General features: G+C 64.8%; 21 protein-coding genes, 1 tRNA gene and 1 riboswitch. Of the genes, 11 read left to right on the top strand and 11 right to left on the bottom strand.

Going from position 1 to position 20,911, the window contains the following annotated elements:
* Positions 1-247 precede the first annotated feature (247 nt).
* Positions 248-754, top strand: a complete 507-nt coding sequence (locus ACFFJ7_RS05720; RefSeq protein WP_166947994.1) for a TIGR00645 family protein — start codon at positions 248-250, stop codon at positions 752-754.
* Positions 755-1,561: 807 nt separating this feature from the next.
* The gene (locus ACFFJ7_RS05715) at positions 1,562-1,837 is read left to right on the top strand and encodes a hypothetical protein (protein WP_166947992.1); all 276 of its coding nucleotides are present in this window, start codon (positions 1,562-1,564) and stop codon (positions 1,835-1,837) included.
* Positions 1,838-2,614: 777 nt separating this feature from the next.
* On the opposite strand, the gene ACFFJ7_RS05710 is transcribed toward ACFFJ7_RS05715, so the two are convergent.
* A complete protein-coding gene (locus tag ACFFJ7_RS05710; protein ID WP_377591097.1) occupies positions 2,615-3,562 on the bottom strand; it encodes an ABC transporter substrate-binding protein in 948 nt (315 codons plus the stop codon).
* Between the two features lie 76 nt (positions 3,563-3,638).
* Positions 3,639-4,388 (bottom strand): ABC transporter permease, encoded by a 750-nt coding sequence (locus tag ACFFJ7_RS05705; RefSeq protein WP_377591095.1) that lies wholly within the window; start codon positions 4,386-4,388, stop codon positions 3,639-3,641.
* A 175-nt stretch (positions 4,389-4,563) separates the two neighbouring features.
* A riboswitch (TPP riboswitch) is annotated at positions 4,564-4,666 on the bottom strand.
* 288 nt (positions 4,667-4,954) lie between these two features.
* On the opposite strand from ACFFJ7_RS05705, the gene ACFFJ7_RS05700 reads away from it, so the two are divergent.
* A complete protein-coding gene (locus ACFFJ7_RS05700) occupies positions 4,955-5,455 on the top strand; it encodes a GNAT family N-acetyltransferase (protein WP_377591093.1) in 501 nt (166 codons plus the stop codon).
* A gap of 145 nt (positions 5,456-5,600) precedes the next feature.
* Here the strand turns inward: ACFFJ7_RS05700 and ACFFJ7_RS05695 are convergent, their stop codons facing one another.
* Complete coding sequence (locus ACFFJ7_RS05695) at positions 5,601-5,936, bottom strand: GIY-YIG nuclease family protein (protein WP_377591091.1); 336 nt, start codon at positions 5,934-5,936, stop codon at positions 5,601-5,603.
* A gap of 138 nt (positions 5,937-6,074) precedes the next feature.
* Here ACFFJ7_RS05695 and ACFFJ7_RS05690 point away from each other — a divergent pair, with 138 nt between their 5' ends.
* A complete protein-coding gene (locus ACFFJ7_RS05690; protein WP_377591089.1) occupies positions 6,075-6,704 on the top strand; it encodes a DUF2239 family protein in 630 nt (209 codons plus the stop codon).
* A gap of 141 nt (positions 6,705-6,845) precedes the next feature.
* Here ACFFJ7_RS05690 and ACFFJ7_RS05685 read toward each other — a convergent pair.
* The 8 genes from ACFFJ7_RS05685 to coxB all read right to left on the bottom strand — a co-directional run bounded on the left by ACFFJ7_RS05685 (position 6,846) and on the right by coxB (position 13,225).
* A tRNA-Thr gene (locus ACFFJ7_RS05685) sits at positions 6,846-6,921 on the bottom strand.
* 137 nt (positions 6,922-7,058) lie between these two features.
* Positions 7,059-7,904 (bottom strand): SURF1 family protein, encoded by an 846-nt coding sequence (locus ACFFJ7_RS05680; RefSeq protein ID WP_166947977.1) that lies wholly within the window; start codon positions 7,902-7,904, stop codon positions 7,059-7,061.
* A gap of 15 nt (positions 7,905-7,919) precedes the next feature.
* Positions 7,920-8,774, bottom strand: a complete 855-nt coding sequence (locus ACFFJ7_RS05675) for a cytochrome c oxidase subunit 3 (protein WP_166947975.1) — start codon at positions 8,772-8,774, stop codon at positions 7,920-7,922.
* Positions 8,775-8,815: 41 nt separating this feature from the next.
* Entirely contained in the window at positions 8,816-9,430 is a 615-nt protein-coding gene (locus tag ACFFJ7_RS05670; protein WP_166947973.1) for a cytochrome c oxidase assembly protein, read from the bottom strand.
* Between the two features lie 16 nt (positions 9,431-9,446).
* A complete protein-coding gene (locus ACFFJ7_RS05665; RefSeq protein WP_377591086.1) occupies positions 9,447-9,656 on the bottom strand; it encodes a cytochrome c oxidase system small membrane protein in 210 nt (69 codons plus the stop codon).
* Positions 9,653-10,615: a heme o synthase gene (locus ACFFJ7_RS05660; protein ID WP_377592092.1), complete on the bottom strand. Its 963-nt coding sequence runs from the start codon at positions 10,613-10,615 to the stop codon at positions 9,653-9,655. Before ACFFJ7_RS05660 ends, ACFFJ7_RS05665 begins: the two co-directional genes overlap by 4 nt.
* 78 nt (positions 10,616-10,693) lie before the next feature.
* Positions 10,694-12,310: a cytochrome c oxidase subunit I gene (gene ctaD / locus ACFFJ7_RS05655; protein ID WP_166947971.1), complete on the bottom strand. Its 1,617-nt coding sequence runs from the start codon at positions 12,308-12,310 to the stop codon at positions 10,694-10,696.
* Positions 12,311-12,364: 54 nt separating this feature from the next.
* Positions 12,365-13,225: a cytochrome c oxidase subunit II gene (gene coxB / locus ACFFJ7_RS05650; protein ID WP_377591084.1), complete on the bottom strand. Its 861-nt coding sequence runs from the start codon at positions 13,223-13,225 to the stop codon at positions 12,365-12,367.
* Positions 13,226-13,878: 653 nt separating this feature from the next.
* On the opposite strand from coxB, the gene ACFFJ7_RS05645 reads away from it, so the two are divergent.
* The 7 genes from ACFFJ7_RS05645 to ctrA all read left to right on the top strand — a co-directional run bounded on the left by ACFFJ7_RS05645 (position 13,879) and on the right by ctrA (position 20,862).
* Positions 13,879-14,379 (top strand): invasion associated locus B family protein, encoded by a 501-nt coding sequence (locus ACFFJ7_RS05645; protein WP_246225023.1) that lies wholly within the window; start codon positions 13,879-13,881, stop codon positions 14,377-14,379.
* A 131-nt stretch (positions 14,380-14,510) separates the two neighbouring features.
* Positions 14,511-15,113, top strand: coding sequence for a hypothetical protein (locus ACFFJ7_RS05640; RefSeq protein ID WP_166947965.1), 603 nt, complete (start codon positions 14,511-14,513; stop codon positions 15,111-15,113).
* A gap of 36 nt (positions 15,114-15,149) precedes the next feature.
* Positions 15,150-16,277: a glycine cleavage system aminomethyltransferase GcvT gene (gcvT, locus tag ACFFJ7_RS05635; RefSeq protein ID WP_377591082.1), complete on the top strand. Its 1,128-nt coding sequence runs from the start codon at positions 15,150-15,152 to the stop codon at positions 16,275-16,277.
* A gap of 51 nt (positions 16,278-16,328) precedes the next feature.
* A complete protein-coding gene (gene gcvH / locus ACFFJ7_RS05630; protein ID WP_377591080.1) occupies positions 16,329-16,709 on the top strand; it encodes a glycine cleavage system protein GcvH in 381 nt (126 codons plus the stop codon).
* Positions 16,710-16,781: 72 nt separating this feature from the next.
* Entirely contained in the window at positions 16,782-18,122 is a 1,341-nt protein-coding gene (gene gcvPA, locus ACFFJ7_RS05625) for an aminomethyl-transferring glycine dehydrogenase subunit GcvPA (RefSeq protein ID WP_377591078.1), read from the top strand.
* Positions 18,122-19,681, top strand: a complete 1,560-nt coding sequence (gene gcvPB / locus ACFFJ7_RS05620) for an aminomethyl-transferring glycine dehydrogenase subunit GcvPB (protein ID WP_377591076.1) — start codon at positions 18,122-18,124, stop codon at positions 19,679-19,681. The genes gcvPA and gcvPB overlap by 1 nt, the downstream gene beginning before the upstream one ends.
* Before the next feature lie 479 nt (positions 19,682-20,160).
* Positions 20,161-20,862: a response regulator transcription factor CtrA gene (gene ctrA, locus ACFFJ7_RS05615; protein ID WP_166947956.1), complete on the top strand. Its 702-nt coding sequence runs from the start codon at positions 20,161-20,163 to the stop codon at positions 20,860-20,862.
* Positions 20,863-20,911: the final 49 nt, after the last annotated feature.

The raw sequence follows: 20,911 nt of genomic DNA, 5'->3' as shown, positions 1-20,911 counted from the left end.
ACCGGTGTGGAGGTCGAGGCAGTCGGTCTACGGCGTCACCCGGAACGACAGACTCGTCGGCTAACTCAGCATATCTCCCGGATACTCTCGGCAAGCTGGACGTCGACCCCGTCGCCGGAACAGGGGCGCACACCACAACCTTCCGCGAAGCGCGGTGTCATACGGGTCGCACAGGAAGCCCGTACACGGTGACGGCTGCCCGCGCCGGATCGGACTGGCGGGGGCGCCGATATCGCGGAGAGTTCGCATGCTGGAGTCGGGCATCAAGCGTTTGCTGTTTGCAAGCCGGTGGCTGCTGGTGCCGTTCTACCTGGCGCTGGTCGTCGCCCTGATCGCGTTGCTGATCACGACGATCAAGGAACTGCTGGACTTCTTGCCTCTCATCTTGTCCTTGCCGCCGTCATACATGGTGCTGCGCGTCCTCACGATCATCGATCTGGCCTTTATCGGCGCGCTGGTCGTCATCGTCATCTTCTCGGGCTACAAGAACTTTGTCTCCACCAGAGCTGCGGACGAGCGGAACAGCTCTCCGGAGTGGATGGGCCAGATCGATTTCACCGGCCTCAAACTGAAGCTGATGTCATCCATCGTGGCTATTTCGTCCATTCAGTTGCTGAAGAACTTCATGGATGTGAGTCTTTACTCGGACAGGGAACTGGCCTGGATGGTGGGGCTGCACTTCGTGTTCGTTTTGACCGGTCCACTGCTGGCCGTGATCGAACGGTTATCGGGCGGCGACCGGAACGGGACCTGAAACAAGGCACGCCGCGGCACAGAACACCCCGCCGCAGTTCTGCGTTTTCGGGAATCGCGGCCGGCTGCCCTCTGCCGCCTGTCCCGGCAGCACTTCCCGATCCAACATGGTGAGCGGCGATTACAGTAGCGCCGGCCTCGGCCTCTGGTCTGAGCGAATTACAACCAAATTCCAGAATGCTCGTTATAGTTGTACCGCTCCATTGGGCGTTGTTGGCTTTTTAATAAAGTATTCACCATCGCGGATATGCATACTCTATTCTTTATCAGCCATGCTATGCGCTCCTGGATTCATTTTTTGCTTTGACATACTGAAAGAATCAGGCAGCATTCTCTTGGGGGCCAATCAACGAGATTGCTATGATACCCGAAAATCACAGGAGACCTTGGACCGATGCAGAAAAAAAGCGACTTCAAGACCTCGCCGCCGCCAACACCCCTACCCGCATGATCAGCATCGAACTGGGCCGGTCCGAAGATTCGATACGTGTGAAAGCGGCTGCGGAAGGTATCCCCTTGAAAAGGACAAACCGAAAATCAGGCGAGACAACAACCTGACAACGGTTCCGTTCTAGATCCGGAATACAGGCGGCCAGCCCTGACCGGCCGTCGTTTTCTCCGGGACAGGCTTCGGACACCGGTAAACCCCGCGCAGTGCGGGGTTGAAGCACACACAGCGGCGCCGGCTTCGCATCGGCCGCCCTGTGGTCATGGCGCGGAGATCTGCGGCCCTGCCATGCTGACTGAATGCTGGACTCTCGTCGCGGTTCGATTACGCTCCCGGCGTCAATCGATCAGGAGTAACCGAATGAGCGATCAGAACAGCAAGATTTCCCATCTCTTCACCGAACTGACTGCACTCCGCATTGTGGTTCAGGGGCTTGTCGGCAGAAGAGCTCTTGAAACCAATGATCCGCGGCTCTTCATCGAGAATCTGAAAGCCGCCTCCATAGACGATCTTTCGCGCGCCAGCTTTTCAGAAGCGGTCGCAGAACACGACAATGCAATCAGGGATGGCGTTCGCGAAGAGATTGAACGCTTCCTCGGCGCACTGAATTTTCCGCAGAGAGCGGGGAACCCGTAAGCCGCGCCCACACACCGGGGCCTTTTCATCAACAGATCCCGGCTTCGAGATCAGGCGCATTCATCAAGCAAAGCAATGACGCTTCTCGACAAGAGCAACTCCAGCAAAAGCAGACGCTGCGCTTGCGCCCGGAAATATGTAAAAACAAAATGACAGGCTATTTTTGCGTTTCGGCGAAACGTAGAAGTGGCCAGGCGTAACCTGTCGAGAAGCGTCCCGGTCTGCTCGCCTCCGCTTGCGGAAACAACAGTCCCTGGCGACAGCTCCATCCTCGCCCGTGCCTTTGCTGCGCGGGGCCGGATGTCAGGGCGGCCATGCCTCGCGGTGTTGGCCGCCCCTATATCGCCATAGAAGGGCTGTTCACTCACCGGATAAGGAGAGGGAGGAGGCTCGCCATGAGATTTCCACGTCTTCTGCGCAGCATGGCTGTCATCGTCGCCGGTGTACTGCTATCCGGATGCGTCTCGTATGGATACGGCCCGGGGCCGGTCTATCATGACGGCTATGGCAGAGTTTATAGCGAGCGGTATGCCTACCCGGCACCCCGCGTCGTCCCGGCACCGCGATATCGTTACCAGCGCCAAGACTACAGGCCACGGCCGGGCTACTATTATCAGCCGCGCGTCTACCGCGCTCGTCCTGTATATGGGCCGCGGCCAGGCTACTACTATCGAGGCCATTACGGGTATTGGCGCTGAACGGCGAGAACCATGACGCGGCCGTGCGGACGGCGGCGCGCCCCGCATAAGGGCCGCCGGCCGCGGCAGCGAGGCACGTTCAGCGAACGTCGATATTGATATCGTCGAGCGAGGGCGCCTTCCCGATCAGCCCCTGCTCAACGAGAAACGTGCCGAAGCGTTCGTAGCGGCGCCGGTCGAGCGCGGCGGGACGCCTAGCGAAACGCGGCAGCGTATCGAACCACGCCCGGCGGTTAAGCTCGTTATCGAGGTCCGGATAGGCGGCAACGAACAGTTTCCACGCTTCCTCCGGATGATTGGTCAGATAGAGCGTTGCATCCTCGACCGCGGCAAGAAAGCGGGGCAGGCGGTCGTCCCCCTCCAGCGCCCGGCGCGTGACGAGGATGAGTTCGTCATAGGTCGGCACACCGTGCTCTTCGGGATAGAATATCCGGCCTTCACGCCCCTCCAGCCGCATTTGCGTCAGCTCGAAATTGCGGTAGCTGCCAACGGTCGCATCCACCTTGCCGCCGATGAGCGCCGGGGTAAGCGCGAAGTTGACGTTGACCAGTTCGACATCATCCATGACAACGCCGGCGCTGGAGAGCATCCTGCCGAGAAGCGCTGTCTCGAAGCCCGACACCGAATAGCCGATTTTCCTGCCCTTGAGATCGGCCAGCGTCCTGACCGGGCCATCGGCAAGGACGGTTATACCGTTCAGGGGCGTTTCCACGAGCGTCGCGAAGCGGACGATGGGCAGGCCGGCCGCATGGTCGAGATAGAGCGACGGCTGGTAATGAACGCCGACGTCGGCCTGGCCAGCGGCCACGAGACGCGGCACGGACGACGGATCGGAGGGAGCAACGAGTTCGACATCGAGCCCGGCCTTTTCGAACAGCCCCAGACGGTCAGCGACAACGAGGGGCGCGTGGTCCGGATTGACGAACCATTCGAGCAGGACTGTCAGCTTGTCCGCCGCACGGGTGGGGGTACTCACGGCCAGCGCCAGAGCGCCGAGCGCGATGGCGAGCAGGGGGATTTTTCTCATCGGTTCCTCCTTTGATGCGAAAACGGGTCGACGGGGCGCTCCAACAGCTGGCGCCCGGGCTTCAGGGACCAGAGCGTCACGGCTCCTGCTCATGCGCCCACGGCGCGACGCGGCGGGCCACCTCGTCGACAAGCGCACGCAGCGCGAGACTGAGCGCCGCGATGATCGCCATCGCAGCGAAGGCTGTCGCCGTCTGCATACGGGCATTCGCCTGCCCCATCACGAAACCGAGGCCGGCCGAGGCTCCCACCCATTCGCCGACGACCGCGCCGAGCGGGGCAAGCGGCGCCGCAACGCGCAGGCCCGTCATCAGCGCCGGCAGGGCGAGCGGCACGCGGATATCGACCAGCGTCCGCCAATGGCTGGCGCCAGTGAGCGCCGTTGCATCGAGAATGTCGCGATCGACGCGGCGCAGGCCATCGGCAAAGGCCGAGGCGACGGGGAAGAAGATGATGATCGTCGTCATAACCACTTTCGACAGCATGCCGAAACCGAACCAGACGACCAGCAGGGGGGCGATGACGAAAACCGGCAGGGCCTGCAGCACGAGCAGCATCGGCCATACAAGCCGCCCGAGTCTTGGCACCGCGGCGACAAAGAACGCCGCCAGCACGCCGAAGCTCGTGCCGAAAACGAAGCCGAGCGCGATTTCCGTCACCGTCGTCAGGCTGTGACGGGCAAGATAACCCGCTTGTGCGCCGAACACGGCAGCGACGTCGGCCACGGACGGCAGGATGTAACGGGGAGGCTGGAACACCCAGACCGCGCCCTGCCAGACGAGAATCAGCGCGATCAGGGTGCGCAACGCCGCGCCGGTCCGCGCCATGCCGTTCAACGCCTCGCGCGCGGGTGGCCGGGGTCGGCGAAGGGGCGAAAAGACAGAAAAACCACGACATTCGACTCCGCATCAGCCGCGCGGCGCGAACCGGCCAGAGCCTTGCCGCGCCAGTGACGATCCGGATTGTCCAATGCCAGGAAAAGGATATGGGCCGCCGCTTGTGCAGAGCGGGGCTTTCCGTTCCTACGCCGGTACGAACCGGATCAGGTTCAAGGGTCCGGCTCGCCGCCATCTCAGCACCGTTCGGTGCACCCCTCGGATAAGCAGAGCATTGGGTCAGGGCATGAAGGAAGTCAAGCCCCGCCCGCACGAAAGCGTTGGCACCAACCACCTGAGCGATCATGACAATTTTGGGGAAAGTGGCGCCGCTTGCGTGACCGCTGACCGCGCGGCCAAGGGCTTGATATCGTGAATGCCCGAGACGGGGAGCAGGACAGCACGATGTCCCGCTTGTGCCTGGAGCGCGTTCCGATCAGAATTCGCTCAAAATTCGGCAGCCCATAAACGCGGACGCATTGCCGTACACGCGCAACTTGACAATCAAGGAACATAACATGCTGATCCGAAACGAAATCGCCAGTGACATCCCGGCGATCCGTGCGGTTGTGACCGAGGCCATGCGGATGCTGCCGCAATCCACCGGAACCGAGGCGACCATCGTTGACAGGCTGCGGGCAGAGGATGCCCTTACCCTGTCGCTCGTGGCCGAAGACGGTGGTGAGGTGGTCGGCTATCTCGCCGCCTCGAAGGCGCGGATTGGATCGCAGGACGGCTGGGGCCTGATCGGCCCCCTTGCGGTCTTGCCGTCGAGGCACCGGCAGGGGATCGGCAGCGCCCTGATGGCCGAGGCGATCCTTCGATTGAGGGCGACCTGCCCGGGCGCGACCTTGGTAGGCGACCCCGGATATTATGGTCGTTTCGGCTTCAGGGCGTTTCCGGGGTTGCGGATAGATGGCTGCCCGCCAGAGGTAGTTCAGGCCTTGCCGTTCGATGCCACTGAACCGAGCGGCGAAGTGATCCATCACGCCGCATTCGGTCTGGATCAACAAGGTTGACAGCAGCCAGGGCCGCACATTTGACAGCGTGGCTCCGGCGCCCGCATTTCATCGCACACCCGGCTATTAGGCCTGAACTCTGATGAAGGCCATGCCAATAACCGCGCGGTGACCGCCCGGGATTGGCGCGAAAGACTTGCCGGGCTCACATAACTTTGGCGTTCAGCTTCGTTCGCCAGTGGAGCGCTCGCTCCTTCAGGTTCTTGTCGCGTATATAAGGAGACTCATCGGTTTCGATTTTTTCAATGACCTCGAAACTGAAATGAGCTTCGCCGTATTGACGCCACGCGGCCAGCAAATCCGGTCTTGGATGAGTACCTTGCCGAAGTGCGAACCATATGCGTGTCTGGATGGTTTCTATATCGGGCCATTGGCCGATCCAGATATCACCAGAGACGGCAGAGCGAATGGCATAAACACCACCCACCACCTTGCGCTCCTTGTAGGCGGCAACTGCCGCCTTCCTCTTTTCGCTGTTCATCTTAATACCCCGATCAATTCCCGATTCCGCAAACGGCCTCGCCGAGAAGCGCACCGGCAGCGATAATATTATCCGGGTTATATTGACGCAAGAATTTTATCCGGGTATTTAATGCCCGTGATCATATGGAGTTGACCAGTGCCTGACTATCTCTCGAAACCCTGCACCGCATTCGACGGTTATCGGCTGCTGTTGTCCGGGCCGTTGATCGAGGTCGCCCTCGCTGTAAAAGCGACGATCGAAACCGACGCCACGCGCGCAGTTCTGGTGTTCGACGATTTGACGGGACGTGTAATTGATCTTGATCTGCGCGGCTCCAAGGCCGAGATCATTGAAAGGCTATCGCGTTCCGCGCAGCAATCTGCCGAGCATTCTGCGGCTCGATCGAGCGAACCATCAGAGTTGCCAAAGGCAGACGCTTCGGAACCACGAGGGCGGGGGCGGCCAAAATTAGGCGTCGTGGCCCGTGAGGTGACCTTGCTGCCGCGACAGTGGGATTGGCTGGCGGCGCAACCGGGCGGCGCCTCCGCCGTTCTCCGGCGGCTCGTTGATGAAGCCAAACGAAATGGCGGTTCCCGGCAACGACGAATTGCGCAGGAGGCTGCCTACCAATTCATGTTAGGGATCGCCGGCGACTTGCCAAATTACGATGAGGCTGCTCGTGCCCTTTTCGCAGATGATCGCAAGATGCTGGAGCATTGTGTCGCTGAGTGGCCGGGAGATATCGCAACCCATCTCATTCGCCTCGCCTTCGAAGCGCGCCCGTAGCTGGCGTCGCTTCGGCGATTCGTCGCCCAACACCGTGTTGCATCTCGTCTACCTGAAGCGGGGCAACCTTCATCCCCTGAAGGGCCCTACCGGCGTTACAACGAGCGCGATGGCTATCTATCGGAATTTTTTCGGGAGTTTTGGTGCCGCTTAGGTGACTCGAACACCTGACCCCATCATTACGAATGATGTGCTCTACCAACTGAGCTAAAGCGGCCAACCATTCCGATAACGGCACAGTACGCCTACGGCGCATCCGTCATCGCTATGTATGTTGTGCTTTTACCTTTCCTGTGCTGCGGGTCAAGCGGGAAATATCGTTTTCCACACCTGACTGGCTGCATTCCACGCGAGTCACCCTTCCCGTGGCGGCCGGCGCTCCTTGTCGGCGAGATACCGGCGCGCGTAGAGCGTGAAGACGGCCGCAAGCGTCACGGCGAGCCCGAACCACGTGAAGGCATAGTCGAGATGGTTGTTCGGAAAGCTGACCACCGTCAGCCCGCCGCGTGGCCAGGCCGCAGTGCCCTCGCCGGTTGCCTCGACGGCGTCGATCAGGAAAGGCGCCACGCGCGTCATCCCCGTGGCGCGGGCGATGGCCTGCGGATCGCGCGTGAACCACTCACCTGCCTCCGGCACGTCCGCCGGCACGAACCAGCCGCGCTCCTGTGGCGCGCGCAGCAGACCTGTCACTGTGACCGCGCCGTCACGGCGGTCGCCGTCGGACCACTGGCGGAATGCCGCCGCGTCCTGCTTCAGCTCCACCGGTATGAAACCGCGGTTGACGATGATGATGCTGCCGTCGGCCTGCTTCAGCGGTGTCAGCACGAAATAGCCCATCAGCGCGCTGCCGCCGCCGCGTCTGTCGAGCTGCGCATTGCCGTGGACATAGACCTGCAGGTCGTAAAGATACCCGCCCGTCGCGGTGATTGGGCGGTACTCCGCCTCGTCGCGCTGCCACGCCGCCCATTCGGCCTCCGCCGGCGCGGGAACGGGCGCGGCATGCGTGCGCGCCTCGATGCGGGCGATCAGCGCCTCTTTCCACGCCAGCCTCTGAAGCTGCCAGACACCGAGCACGACGAGGATGATCACGCCGGCGAGCGTGAAGATGCCAGGCGCCAGCAGGGCCCGCCACGCCGGCCCGTCCGAAGCCGCGCTGCCGGCGGCGGATGGTTGCCGTTTCTCCGTCCGCCGCTCGTCCATGGTCGGCCGACGGTCTCAGTGGCCGCCGCTGCCGCCGGAACCCCACACGTAGATCGCCACGAACAGGAACAGCCACACCACGTCGACGAAGTGCCAGTACCACGCCGCAAACTCGAAACCGAGATGCTGCGTCCGCGTGAAATGTCCGAGATAGACCCGCAGCAGGCAGACCGCGAGGAAAATCGTGCCGATGATTACGTGCGCGCCGTGGAAGCCCGTCGCCATGAAGAACGTCGCGCCGTAGATGTTGCCGGAAAAGCCGAACGTCGCGTGGCCGTACTCATAGGCCTGCACGAACGTGAACAGCACCGCGAGCGCGACCGTCAGCCACAGTGCCTGCTTCAGTCCCTCGCGGTCGTCCTCCAGCAGCGCGTGGTGCGCCCACGTCACCGTGGTGCCGGAAGTGAGCAGGATGAGGGTGTTGAACAGCGGCAGGTGCCAGGGATCGAGCGTCTCGATGCCCTGCGGCGGCCAGTGCCCGCCGGTCACCTCCGCGCGCTGGAACTGGATGGCCTCGCCCGGGAACAGGCTGGCATCGAAGAAGGCCCAGAACCACGCCACGAAGAACATCACCTCGGAGAGGATGAACAGGATCATGCCGTAGCGGTGATGGATCTGCACCACGCGGGTATGGTCGCCACGCTGCGCTTCGGTGATCACGTCTGTCCACCACGCGGCCATCGTATACAGCACGCCGATGATGCCCGCGCCGAACACGTAGGGGCCGATGTGCAGCCCGCCGAGCGCCAGGCTCTTCATGGTCATGATGCCGCCCACCGCGAGGATGAACGCGCTGAAAGAACCGATGACCGGCCAGGGGCTCGGGTCGACGAGATGGTAATCGTGATGTTTCGCGTGAGCCTGAGCCATGATTTTCCGGTCTCCGAATTCGTCGCTGGCGCCTCGCGGCATCACAGCCTTTTCCGCCCTGCAGAATCGTTGATGGATGCCGACGATGACAGGGGTTTGCCGTCCTTAACCGGGAACATGGTGTAGGAAAGCGTGATCGAGTCGAGCCCCTTCAGGTCACGCTCGTTGTCGAGATCGGCATCAATAAAGAATACCACCGGGGCGATGATCGTCTCGCCCGGCCCCAGCGTCTGTTCCTCGAAGCAGAAACAGTCGAGCTTCACGAAATACTGCCCTACCTGATCGGGCTGCACGTTGTAGGTGGCGACGCCGGTCACCGGCTTGTCGCTCCTGTTCGTCAGCTCGTAGAACACGGTGTGCGTTTCCCCGAGCCGCACCGTCACCACGGGCGTCTCCGGCACGATCCGCCACGGAATGGAGGGCGACACGTTGGCGTCGAACCGCACCGCGATGCGCCTGTCGGACACGCTGCCGTCGGACTTGACGCCCGCCACAGGCGTGCCGGCGAAGCCCGTCACCTGGCAGAACAGCCGGTAGAGCGGCACCGACGCGAACGCGAGGCCCAGCATGCCCGCGACCACGCCCACGCAGACGAGCGCCGTGCGGCGCGCCCTGACGGAAAGTTCGCGATGCGTTTGCGGCTCCTGTTCGCTCATGTCCCCTCGCAGGCCGTCACAGCGGCCGGTTGAAAACGTTTGAACCCAGCCGGGCAATGGTCAGGATATAGAACAGCACGAACAGCCCGCCCAGCGCGAGGCCGATGGCGACGTTGCGCGCGCGCTGGCGGCGGCGCTCCTCCGGAGACAGCCGCACACCCTCCGGCGCGCCTGCCGGCACTGTCTTGTCCGCACCCTGCTTGCCATGCGTCGCTCCGCCATTCACAGCAGATGCCCTCCCGAAATGGCGCCAAGGCCCGGAACCAGCCTGCCCAGCGCATGCTCCGCGAGCAGGGCGGCGAACAACAGGAAAAGATAAAGGATCGAGAAGCCGAACAGGCGCCACGCCGTCCTCACGCCGATGGCGTTCAGACTGGCGGCATCCCCCCCGCGCCGCCAGAGCCGGAACGCCAGCCATAGCATGCCCGCGCCGCCGAAGCCCGCCACCGCGGCGTAGAGCGCATGGCCCGAACCGAGCCACACAGGCAGCGTCGCCACCGGCACCAGCACCAGCGTGTAGAGCAGGATCTGCAGCCGCGTCGACGCCTGCCCGACGACGTTCGGCATCATCGGCACGCCGGCGCGCGCGTAGTCTTCCGACTTGACGAGCGCCAGCGCCCAGAAATGCGGCGGCGTCCACAGCAGGATGATCAGGAACAGCACCAGACCGTCCACGCTCACCGAGCCGGTGACGGCCGCCTCGCCGATCATGGGCGGAAACGCCCCCGCCGCACCGCCGATCACGATGTTCTGCGGCGTCGAGCGCTTCAGCCAAACGGAGTAGATCACCGCATAGAAGAAGATGGTGAAGGCGAGAAACGCCGCGGCGAACCAGTTGGTGGCGATGCCGAGCACGAAGACGGCGCCGCACGCCAGGATCATGCCGAAGGTGAAGGCCTCATCCGGCGTGATGCGCCCGGCCGGGATAGGCCGGTTGCGCGTGCGCATCATCACCGCGTCGATATCGGCGTCCCACCACATGTTGAGGCAGCCGGAGGCGCCGGCCCCGACCGCGATGGCGAGCAGCGCGATCGCCCCCACCACCGGATGCACGGTTCCCGGCGCCACCAGCATGCCGACGAGCGCCGTGAACACCACCAGCGACATGACGCGCGGCTTCAGCAGCGAAACGAAGTCGCCGACGCTCCCCGTCGAGACAAGCGGGGGCTGGACGGGCGACGCCATCGCCCGTTCCTGCTGCGGCCATCCATCCGTTACAACCGTCATCATCAACTATCCGCCAAACCGCAACCGTCTGCCCGTTCAGTGACCGCCGCCCGAGATGCGCGGCAGCGTCTCGAACTGGTGGAACGGAGGCGGCGACGACAGCGTCCATTCCAGCGTCGTCGCACCCTCGCCCCACGGATTGTCCGCCGCGCGCTCCTTGCGAGCATACGCGACCCACAGCCCGTAGAAGAAGACGCCGAGGCTGAGGGCGAAGATGTAGGAGCCGAGCGAGGCCACAAAGTGCCATCCCGCGAAGGCGTCCGGGTAGTCGACATAGTGGCGCGGCATGCCGGCGAGCCCGAGGAAGTGCATCGGGAAGAACAGCACGTTGGCGCCGATGAAGGCCATCCAGAAGTGCAGCCTGCCAATCCAGTCCGGGATGACGTAGCCGAACATCTTCGGGAACCAGTAGTACCAGGCGGCGAAGATGCCGAACACCGCGCCGAGCGACAGCACGTAGTGGAAGTGCGCGATCACGTAGTAGGTGTTGTGAAGCTCGCGATCGATGCCCGCGTTCGCCAGCACGACGCCGGTCACGCCGCCCACCGTGAACAGGAAGATGAAGCCGATCGCCCACACCATCGGCGCGGTGAAGCGGATGGAGCCGCCCCACATCGTGGCTATCCACGAGAAGACCTTGATGCCCGTCGGCACCGCGATCACCATGGTCGCGAACACGAAGTAGCGCTGCGTGTCGAGCGACAGGCCGACCGTATACATGTGGTGCGCCCAGACGATGAAGCCGACGACGCCGATCGCCACCATCGCGTAGGCCATGCCGAGATAGCCGAAGATCGGCTTGCGCGAGAAGGTCGACACGATGTGCGAGATCACGCCGAAGGCCGGCAGGATCATGATGTACACTTCGGGGTGTCCGAAGAACCAGAACAGATGCTGGTAGAGCACCGGGTCGCCGCCACCCGCGGGGTCGAAGAACGTCGTGCCGAAGTTGCGGTCGGTGAGCAACATGGTGATGGCGCCCGCCAGCACCGGCAGCGAGATGAGCAGCAGGAAGGCCGTCACCAGCATGCCCCAGGCGAAGAGCGGCATCTTGTGCAGCGTCATGCCCGGCGCGCGCATGTTCAGGATCGTGGTGATGAAGTTGATCGCGCCCAGGATCGACGACGCGCCCGCGATATGCAGCGCGAGGATGCCGAAGTCAAACGACGGACCCGGATGGCCGGACACGGAGAGCGGCGGATAGGCCGTCCAGCCGCCGCCGAAGCCAAGGCTGCCCGGAGCACCCGGCACGAACATGGAGATGACGAGCAGCGAGAACGCAGCCACCAGCAGCCAGAACGAGATGTTGTTGAGGCGCGGGAAGGCCATGTCGGGCGCGCCGATCATGATCGGGATGAACCAGTTGCCGAAGCCGCCGATCAGCGCCGGCATGACGACGAAGAACACCATGATCAGCCCGTGGCCAGTCACGACCACGTTGAAAAGCTGCCCGTTGGAAAAGAGCTGCAGGCCGGGGGACTGCAATTCGATACGCATCAGGATGGACAGCGCCCCACCGACGAGCCCCGCGCTGAGCGCGAAGATGAGGTACAGCGTGCCGATGTCCTTGTGGTTGGTCGAGAGCACCCAGCGCCGCCAGCCCGTCGGATGCGCGTGCTCATGCGCGTCATGCGCCGTTACTGTAGAAGCCATGGTCAAGCTCCTCCTTGGTATGTTCCGCCCGCGGCGTTCCTGGATGGTTTCAGTCTATCGTGAAGCCAGCCGGCTGGCGACCATCGTCGGCCGGCCGTTATTATCGTTGGCCGCGAATTTCGTCTTCGCCTCCGCCAGCCATTCCGCATAGCGCTCCTCGCTGACGATGCGGATGGCGATCGGCATGAAGGCGTGGTTCTGGCCGCAGATCAGCGAGCACTGTCCGTAGTAGATGCCTTCCTTCTCCGCCTTGAACCAGGTTTCGTTCAGGCGCCCGGGAATGGCGTCGATCTTGAGCCCGAAGGACGGCATCGCGAAGGCGTGGATCACGTCGGCGGCCGTCACCTGCACGCGGACGGTCTTGTTGACCGGCAACACCAGCTCGTTGTCAACGGCGAGCAGGCGCGGCTGTCCGGCCTGAAGCTGGTCCGCGGGAATGTAATTGGAATCGAAGCCGAAGCCGCCGCCCTGGTCCTCGGGATAGTCGTAGGTCCAGTACCACTGATGCGCCGTCACCTTGACGGTGATGTCGCTCGGCGGAAGGATGAGCTGCTGGCGCAGGAGCTTGAAGGACGGCACGGCGATCACGACGAGGATCAGCACCGGCACCACGGTCCACGCCACCTCCAGAAGCGAGTTGTGCGAGAACCGCGACGGGGTGGGGTTGGCCTTCTCGTTGTAACGCAGGATCACGATCAGCAGCAGCGCCGCCACGAAGGCCACAATCAGGCCGATGATCCACAACAGAAGGTTATGGAAATCATGCATGGCGTGCGCGACTTCCGTCACCGGCGTCTGCAGGCTGATCTGCCACGGCGAAGGCTGGCCCTCGGCCGCTTGCGCCTGCCCGGCCACAGCCCCGACACCCGCGATCAGCGCCGTCAGCGACCGCAAACGAAAAAACGTCTTGCCCATCGTTCGTCCGATGCTCCCGTTAGCGGTGAGGCGAGCGATCCTCATCCCTTGTCCCTTGGGCCGGTTAACGCCGGACCGGTTATCCCGGCTGCCCGATTAAACAGCCTTCGACGCACGGGCAAGCGAGAATACCATCTCCCCTCCCCTGCTACTACTTTTGAGCTTTATCAAAGATCACAACAAAGCGCCCGGTGCAACAGGGATAAAGCGCCTTCGCGCGCCCTTAGCCGGCGCTTCCACGGCTTCCCACTCTGGAATGCTTGAAAAACATGAGCCTGGCCGTTCGGCCCGTCCGTCGGGCAGGAAGCGCTCCGGCGGCGGAGACGCCCGGCAAGGCCGGATGGCGGGCGATAACCGTGGTTAACCAGCCCCGAATCATATACCGATGCGAAGCAGTCCGGCGGATATGTGGTGGCGCGACACGATTTCCGCCTGAAATTCGGGCCAGGCGACGATTTCCTGAATTTACGCGGACGGGAAATGGTTCTATCTCTTCGCGTTCTCCCGGTGCGCCGGATGCGGCGACGCTCCGCATGCGGCGCGCCTTCACGCATGATCGTCCGTGCATCGAATCTTTTTCGGAGGGCGGATGCCGCCCTCCGGCAACGTGACCCAGACCCCAGGGAAGTGAGCGCATGTTGGAAGTGAAGCGCATGTTCCGCCCCATCGTCTCCGCCGTCGCGCTCGCCGGGCTCGTCTGCGCCGCCGGCACGCCGGCCGCCGCGCAGGGCGTGGTGCGCGCCACGCACGGCGAGTGGCAGCTACGGTGCGAGACGCCGCCCGGCGCATCGGCCGAACAATGCGCCCTGGTTCAAAATGTCGCAGCCGAGGACCGGCCCAATATCACCCTGCTGGTGATCGTGCTCAAGACCGCCGACAACAAGAGCCGCCTGCTGCGCGTCGTGGCGCCCCTCGGCGTGCTGCTGCCCGCCGGGCTCGGCCTGAAGATCGACCAGACGGATGTCGGCCGCGCGGGCTTCGTGCGCTGCCTCAACACCGGATGCATCGCCGAAGTGGTGATGGACGACACCCTCCTCGGCCAGCTCAAGGCCGGCAAGACGGCCACCTTCATCGTGTTCCAGACGCCGGAGGAGGGCGTCGGCATCCCGGTCGCGCTCCAGGGCTTCAACGCCGGCTTCGACGCCCTGCCCTGATCCCCCCGCACGGGCGGCGGCATGCGGCCGACCGGGAACACGCTTCGCGCCGGACATCCGTTGCGCGGCAATTTTATCCGCACCAGGGCGTGCGCCTTTCAGGTCCATGCCGCACAGTCGACGAGGCGACCATGATTGACACCGGATCACGCATCACCTCCCGCGGCACGAAAGCCGGCGTGCCGGTCCTGCGCCGGCTGCTGCCGGCCGCGGCGGTCGGCGCGGCGCTGCTGCTCGCCGGCTGCCAGTCCTCGGGAAGCGGCGCGGACGGCGGCGGTTCCAGCCTGAAGAACTTCCTGCTCTATGGCGGCGCCACCGTGCCGCCGGAAATGCCGCCGGATCCGGAGGTCATCGCCTGCCCGCGTTTTGACGTCTTCGAGGGCGGCTCGGCCGTGCGCTCGGGCGAGGGACGGTCGCTGCGCTATCAGCTCGCGATCCGGACGACGGCGCGCGAGTGCATTCCGCAGCCGGACGGCAGGCACACGGTGAACGTGGGCGTGGAGGTGCTGGCGCTGCTCGGCCCTACAGGCGGGCCCGGCACCTATTCCGCGCCGTTGCGCATCTCGATCAAGCGGGACAACACTGTTCTCTCCACCCGCACGCGGCAGGTCTCGATCACCATTCCGGCGGGCGAGGCGCAGGCCATGACGCGCATCGTGGAGGAAGGCTTCCCGCTGCCGGAGGATACGTCCAATGTGCTGATCGAGATCGGCCTCGGCGCGCCCCGGCGATAGGGCCCGTCGGCAGCCGGTATCAAAAAAGGGGGAACCATGGCGACCGACGATTTGCTGACCACTCCGATCTTCGCGCGTCACGAGGCGCTCGGCGCGCGCATCGTACCGTTCGCGGGCTACGCGCTGCCGGTCCAGTATCCGGACGGCATCCTCGCCGAGCATCGCCACACGCGCCAGGCGGCGAGCCTCTTCGACGTCTCGCACATGGGGCAGGCCACGCTCGCCGGCCCGGACCACGAGACGACGGCCCGCGCCCTGGAGGCCTGCGTGCCCGCCGACATCCTCGGCCTCGCGCCCGGCCGGCAGCGCTACACGCAGCTGCTCAACGAGCAGGGCGGCATCATTGATGACCTGATGGTAAGCCGCTCGGCCGATCCGTCCTCGGAAGGGCGCCTTTATCTTGTCGTCAATGCAGCGCGCAAGGAGGTCGACTTCCGCCACCTCGCGCTCAACCTGCCGGCGGCCGTGCGGCTCGTTCCCCACCCCGGCCGGGCGCTGCTGGCGCTGCAGGGGCCGCTTGCCGTGGAGGTGATCGCGCGTTTCGCGCCCGCGCTGCGGGAGCAGCCGTTCATGGGCATGGCGGCGGCGCGTATCGGCGATATAGAGGTGTCGGCGACGCGCTCGGGCTACACGGGCGAGGACGGCTTCGAGCTTTCGGTCGTCGCCGACCGGGCGGCGGCGCTGTGGGACCTGCTGCTCAATGAGCCGGAGGTGAAGCCCGCCGGGCTCGGCGCGCGCGATTCCTTGCGCCTTGAGGCCGGCCTCTGCCTCTACGGACACGACATCAACGAGGAAACCTCGCCCGTCGAGGCCGGCCTCGCCTGGTCGATCCAGAAACGCCGGCGCGAGGAAGGCGGCTTTCCCGGCCACCGCCGCATTCTGTCGGAGCTGCAAAACGGCACGTTGCGCAAGCGCGTCGGCATCCTGCCGCAGGGCCGCACGCCGGCGCGGGAAGGCACCGCCATCCACGACAGCAAGGGGGAACTCGTCGGCGAGGTCACCTCGGGCGGCTTCGGCCCCACCGTCAACGGGCCGATCGCCATGGGCTACGTCGTCAGCGATTGCGCGCGCGTCGGCACCCCGCTGGGGCTGGACGTGCGGGGCAAGACCATCGCCGGCACCGTCGTCCCGCTGCCGTTCGTCGCGCACAGCTACCGCCGATAAACAACGAAGAGCCGCACAGGCATCCGCCAACATGAGCTTCCGGAGAAAAGCATGACCGACATCCGTTACACCAAGGATCACGAATACATCCGCATCGACGACGGAGCCGTGGCGACGGTGGGCATCAGCGACCACGCCCAGTCCGCGCTCGGCGACGTGGTGTTCGTCGAGCTGCCCGAGATCGGGCGGGTGCTCAAGGCAGGCGAGGAAGCGGCCGTCGTCGAGAGCGTGAAGGCGGCAAGCGAGATCTTCGCGCCGGCTTCCGGCAAGGTCGTCGCCATCAACACGGCGCTGGAGGAAAATCCCGCCATCGTCAACGAGGACCCGTTCGGCAACGGCTGGTTCTTCAAGATCGAGCTGGCCGACGCGGGCGAACTGGCGCAACTGCTCGACGAGGCCGCCTACGCGGACTACATCCGCGATCTGGCCTGAACCCGCGATCGCGAAACCGCGTCCGGCGCGCGGTCTCCCGCCGACAGGTTCCCGCCAGAAAGGCTGTTTCCCATGCGTTACCTTCCGCTGTCAGACGCCGACCGCGCCGAGATGCTGGCGCGCATCGGCATCGATTCCATCGACGCCCTGTTCGCGGACATCCCGCAGGAGAACCGCCTGAGCGGCGACCTGCCGCTGCCGCGCCATCAGGGAGAGCTCGCCGTCGAGCGTCACCTGCGGGCGCTTGCCGGCCGCAACGTGCCGGCCGCCTCGGTGCCGTTCTTCGTGGGTGCGGGCGCCTACCGCCATCACGTGCCGGCCACGGTCGACCATCTCATCCAGCGGTCGGAATTCCTGACGAGCTACACGCCCTATCAGCCCGAGATCGCGCAGGGTACCCTGCAGATGCTGTTCGAGTTCCAGACGCAGGTGGCCGCGCTCACCGGCATGGAGGTCGCCAACGCCTCGATGTACGACGGCTCGACCGCGGCGGCCGAGGCCGTGCTGATGGCCCACCGCCTCACCCGCCGCGGCAAGGCGGTGCTGTCGGGCGGGCTGCATCCCCATTATGCGCAGGTCGTGCGCACCGTCTCGTCGCTGGGCGGCCACGCGACCGTCACGCTGCCGCCGGATGTCGCCGCGGGCGAGGATCTCGCGGCGCATATCGATGACGACACCTCCTGCGTCGTTGTGCAGACGCCCGATGTGTTCGGCAACCTGCGCGACCTGCGGGCGGTGGCGGAAGCCGCGCATGCACGCGGCGCGCTGCTCGTCGCCGTGTTCACGGAGGCGGTGTCCCTCGGGCTTGTCACGCCGCCCGGCGCGATGGGCGCGGATATCGTCGTCGGCGAGGGACAGTCGATCGGCAACGCGCTCAACTTCGGCGGCCCCTATGTCGGCCTGTTCGCCACGCGGACGAAGTACCTGCGCCAGATGCCGGGCCGCCTTGCCGGGCAGACGCTCGACGCCGACGGCCGGCGCGGCTTCGTGCTGACGTTGTCGGCGCGCGAACAGCATATCCGGCGCGAGAAGGCGACATCGAACATCTGCACCAACTCGGGCCTGTGCGCGCTCGCCTTCTCCATCCACGCCACGCTGCTGGGGTCGGAGGGGCTGCGGCGGCTTGCGCTCGTCAACCACGCCAACGCGGTCGCGCTCGCCGAGGCGCTCGCCACCGTCGGCGGCGTCGCGGTGCTGAACGGCACCTTCTTCAACGAATTCACCGTGCGCCTGCCGCGCGCGGCCGCCGATGTCGTGGAGGAACTCGCCGGGCGCGGCATCCTCGCGGGCGTGCCGGTGTCGCGCCTGCTGCCGGACGCGGGGCTCGACGACCTGCTGCTCGTCGCCTCGACCGAACTCAACACGGCGGACGACCGCGCCGCGCTCGCGGACGGCCTCAGGGAGGTATTGTGATGCTGAACGATCAGGGCCGCCCCACTGCTCCCGTGCGGAACGGCGACAACAGCGACACGCGCGGCACCTTCACCGGCAACCGCGCGCTGGCGCAGGAGGAAGCGCTGATCTTCGAGATCGGCCGCGTCGGGACGACCGGTGTCGATATCGAGGAGCCCACCGCCTTCGCGCCGCGGCTGGGCGGGCTGGCGCGGCAGGACGGCATCGGCCTGCCGGGCCTCTCGGAGCCGGAGGCCGTGCGCCACTACGTGCGCCTCAGCCAGCAGAACTACGGCATCGATACGGGCCTCTTCCCGCTCGGCTCCTGCACGATGAAGCACAATCCACGCCTCAACGAGGCGCTGGCACGGCTGCCCGGCTTCGCCGACATTCACCCCCTGCAGCCGCTTTCCACCGTGCAGGGAGCACTGGCGCTGTTCGACGAGCTGTCCCGCTGGCTGCGGGAGCTGACGGGCGCCGAGGCCATCGCGCTGCCGCCCAAGGCAGGCGCGCACGGCGAGTTCTGTGGCATGGCCGCGATCAAGGCGGCAATCGCGGCGCGTGGCGAGGCGGCGACCCGCACTGTCGTGCTGGTGCCCGATTCCGCCCACGGCACCAATCCGGCGACGGCCGCGCTGCTCGGCTTCTCCGTGCGCCCCGTGCCGGCACGCGCGGACGGCACGGTGGATGCGGCAGCTGTCGCCGCGGCACTGGGGCCGGACGTGGCCGCCATCATGCTGACGAACCCCAACACCTGCGGCCTGTTCGAGCGCGACGTCCGGGCCATCGCCCATGCCGTGCACGAGGCCAGCGCCTTCTTCTATTGCGACGGAGCGAATTTCAACGCCATCATGGGCAAGGTGCGGCCGATGGACCTCGGCGTCGACGCCATGCACCTCAACCTGCACAAGACGTTTTCGACACCCCACGGCGGCGGCGGCCCGGGCGCGGGGCCGGTCGCGCTTTCCGGCCGGCTTGCGGCCTTCGCGCCCCTGCCCTACCTGAAACAGGACGGAGAGACGTTCACGCTGGTGGAGGATGAGGCGTCGGCGCGCGAGGCGGGTGCGGCGCCGCTCGGCCGCCTCACCGCCTTCCACGGGCAGGCGGGCGTGTTCGTGCGCGCGCTCGCCTTCATGCTGTCCCATGGTGCCGACGGCCTCCGGCAGGCGTCGGAAGACGCGGTGCTGAACGCCAACTACATCCGCGCCAGCCTCGGCAACCTGATGTCCGTCGCCTTCGACCGGCCAACGATGCACGAAGTGCTGTTCGACGACGCCTGGCTGAAGGGGACCGGTGTCACCACGCTCGATTTCGCCAAGGCGCTGATCGACGAGGGTTACCACCCGATGACGGTCTACTTCCCGCTCGTGGTTCACGGCGCGATGCTGGTGGAGCCGACGGAGAGCGAGTCGAAGGCCTCTCTCGACCTGTTCATCGCCACGCTGCGCGATCTCGCCCACAGCGCGCTGGCGGGCGAGACAGAGCGTTTCACCGGCGCCCCCCACTACGCGCCGCGCAGCCGGCTCGACGAAACCCGGGCGGCGCGCCAGCCCGTGCTGCGCTGGGCGCCCCCGCCCTGACGCCCGTGACGGAACCGCCGCAGCGCCGGCCCCGCCCGGCGCTGCCCGCAGATGTCCACATTCGTCAACGAATGATTCGTCTGTGTGCGGCGCGTCAACCTTTCATTTACCGCTGTCGTTAAGAATATCCCCCGACGCGGCTGACGCGGCCCATGCGACGTCCTGTCGGACGACCCATGGAGCGCGACGGCGGTGAAGTAATGAATCAATAGAATCGGTTAGCCCGATTCAGAACCTTGAAACGTCATGAAGCTCATTCGTGCCCATTTTTCCCGCATAGAGATTTACACCGAAAGAGTGAACCTCCCGCGTAAATAACTTGCCAGCACGAATCAGGGTTTGTTAACCATTACAGCATAGCGTTTCGGGTTGAAGTGGGATGAGACTGCGCGACGCCGCCGGGGACACCCGTCATTGGCGCCGATTGTCTCAGGGCCAACAGCACAGGGAGCCTCGGCAACGAGGTTAAGGACGAGGCCATGCGCGTATTGCTCATTGAGGACGACAGCGCTACCGCGCAAAGCATTGAATTGATGCTGAAGTCCGAAAATTTCAACGCCTATACGACTGATCTTGGCGAGGAAGGCGTCGACCTTGGCAAGCTCTACGACTACGACATCATCCTGCTCGATCTAAACCTTCCGGACATGTCGGGATACGAAGTCCTGCGCAGCCTGCGTGTCGCGAAGGTCAAGACGCCGATCCTGATCCTCTCCGGCCTCGCCGGCATCGAGGACAAGGTGAAGGGCCTGGGCTTCGGCGCCGACGACTATCTCACCAAGCCGTTCCACAAGGACGAACTCGTCGCGCGCATCCACGCCATCGTGCGCCGGTCGAAGGGTCACGCGCAATCCGTCATCACCACCGGCGATCTCGTCATCAACCTCGATGCCAAGACCGTCGAGGTCAGCGGCGCGCGGGTGCACCTGACGGGCAAGGAATACCAGATGCTGGAGCTGCTTTCCCTGCGCAAGGGAACGACGCTCACCAAGGAGATGTTCCTCAACCATCTCTACGGCGGCATGGACGAGCCCGAGCTGAAGATCATCGACGTGTTCATTTGCAAGCTGCGCAAGAAGCTCGCCAATGCTTCGGAGGGCACGAACTACATCGAGACGGTGTGGGGGCGCGGCTACGTGCTGCGGGACATCAGCCCGACGGAAGCGCGGATGGCCGGCTGAGTGGCGCGCCGGACAGGGGGCGCGATCGGTTCCGGCAACCGGAACATGC

This window comes from Pseudochelatococcus lubricantis (genome assembly GCF_042432495.1).
GTDB classification, from domain to species: domain Bacteria; phylum Pseudomonadota; class Alphaproteobacteria; order Rhizobiales; family Beijerinckiaceae; genus Pseudochelatococcus; species Pseudochelatococcus lubricantis.
The sequence above is the reverse complement of the archived record's forward strand: the minus strand, read 5'-3'. Positions and strand labels throughout refer to the sequence as shown.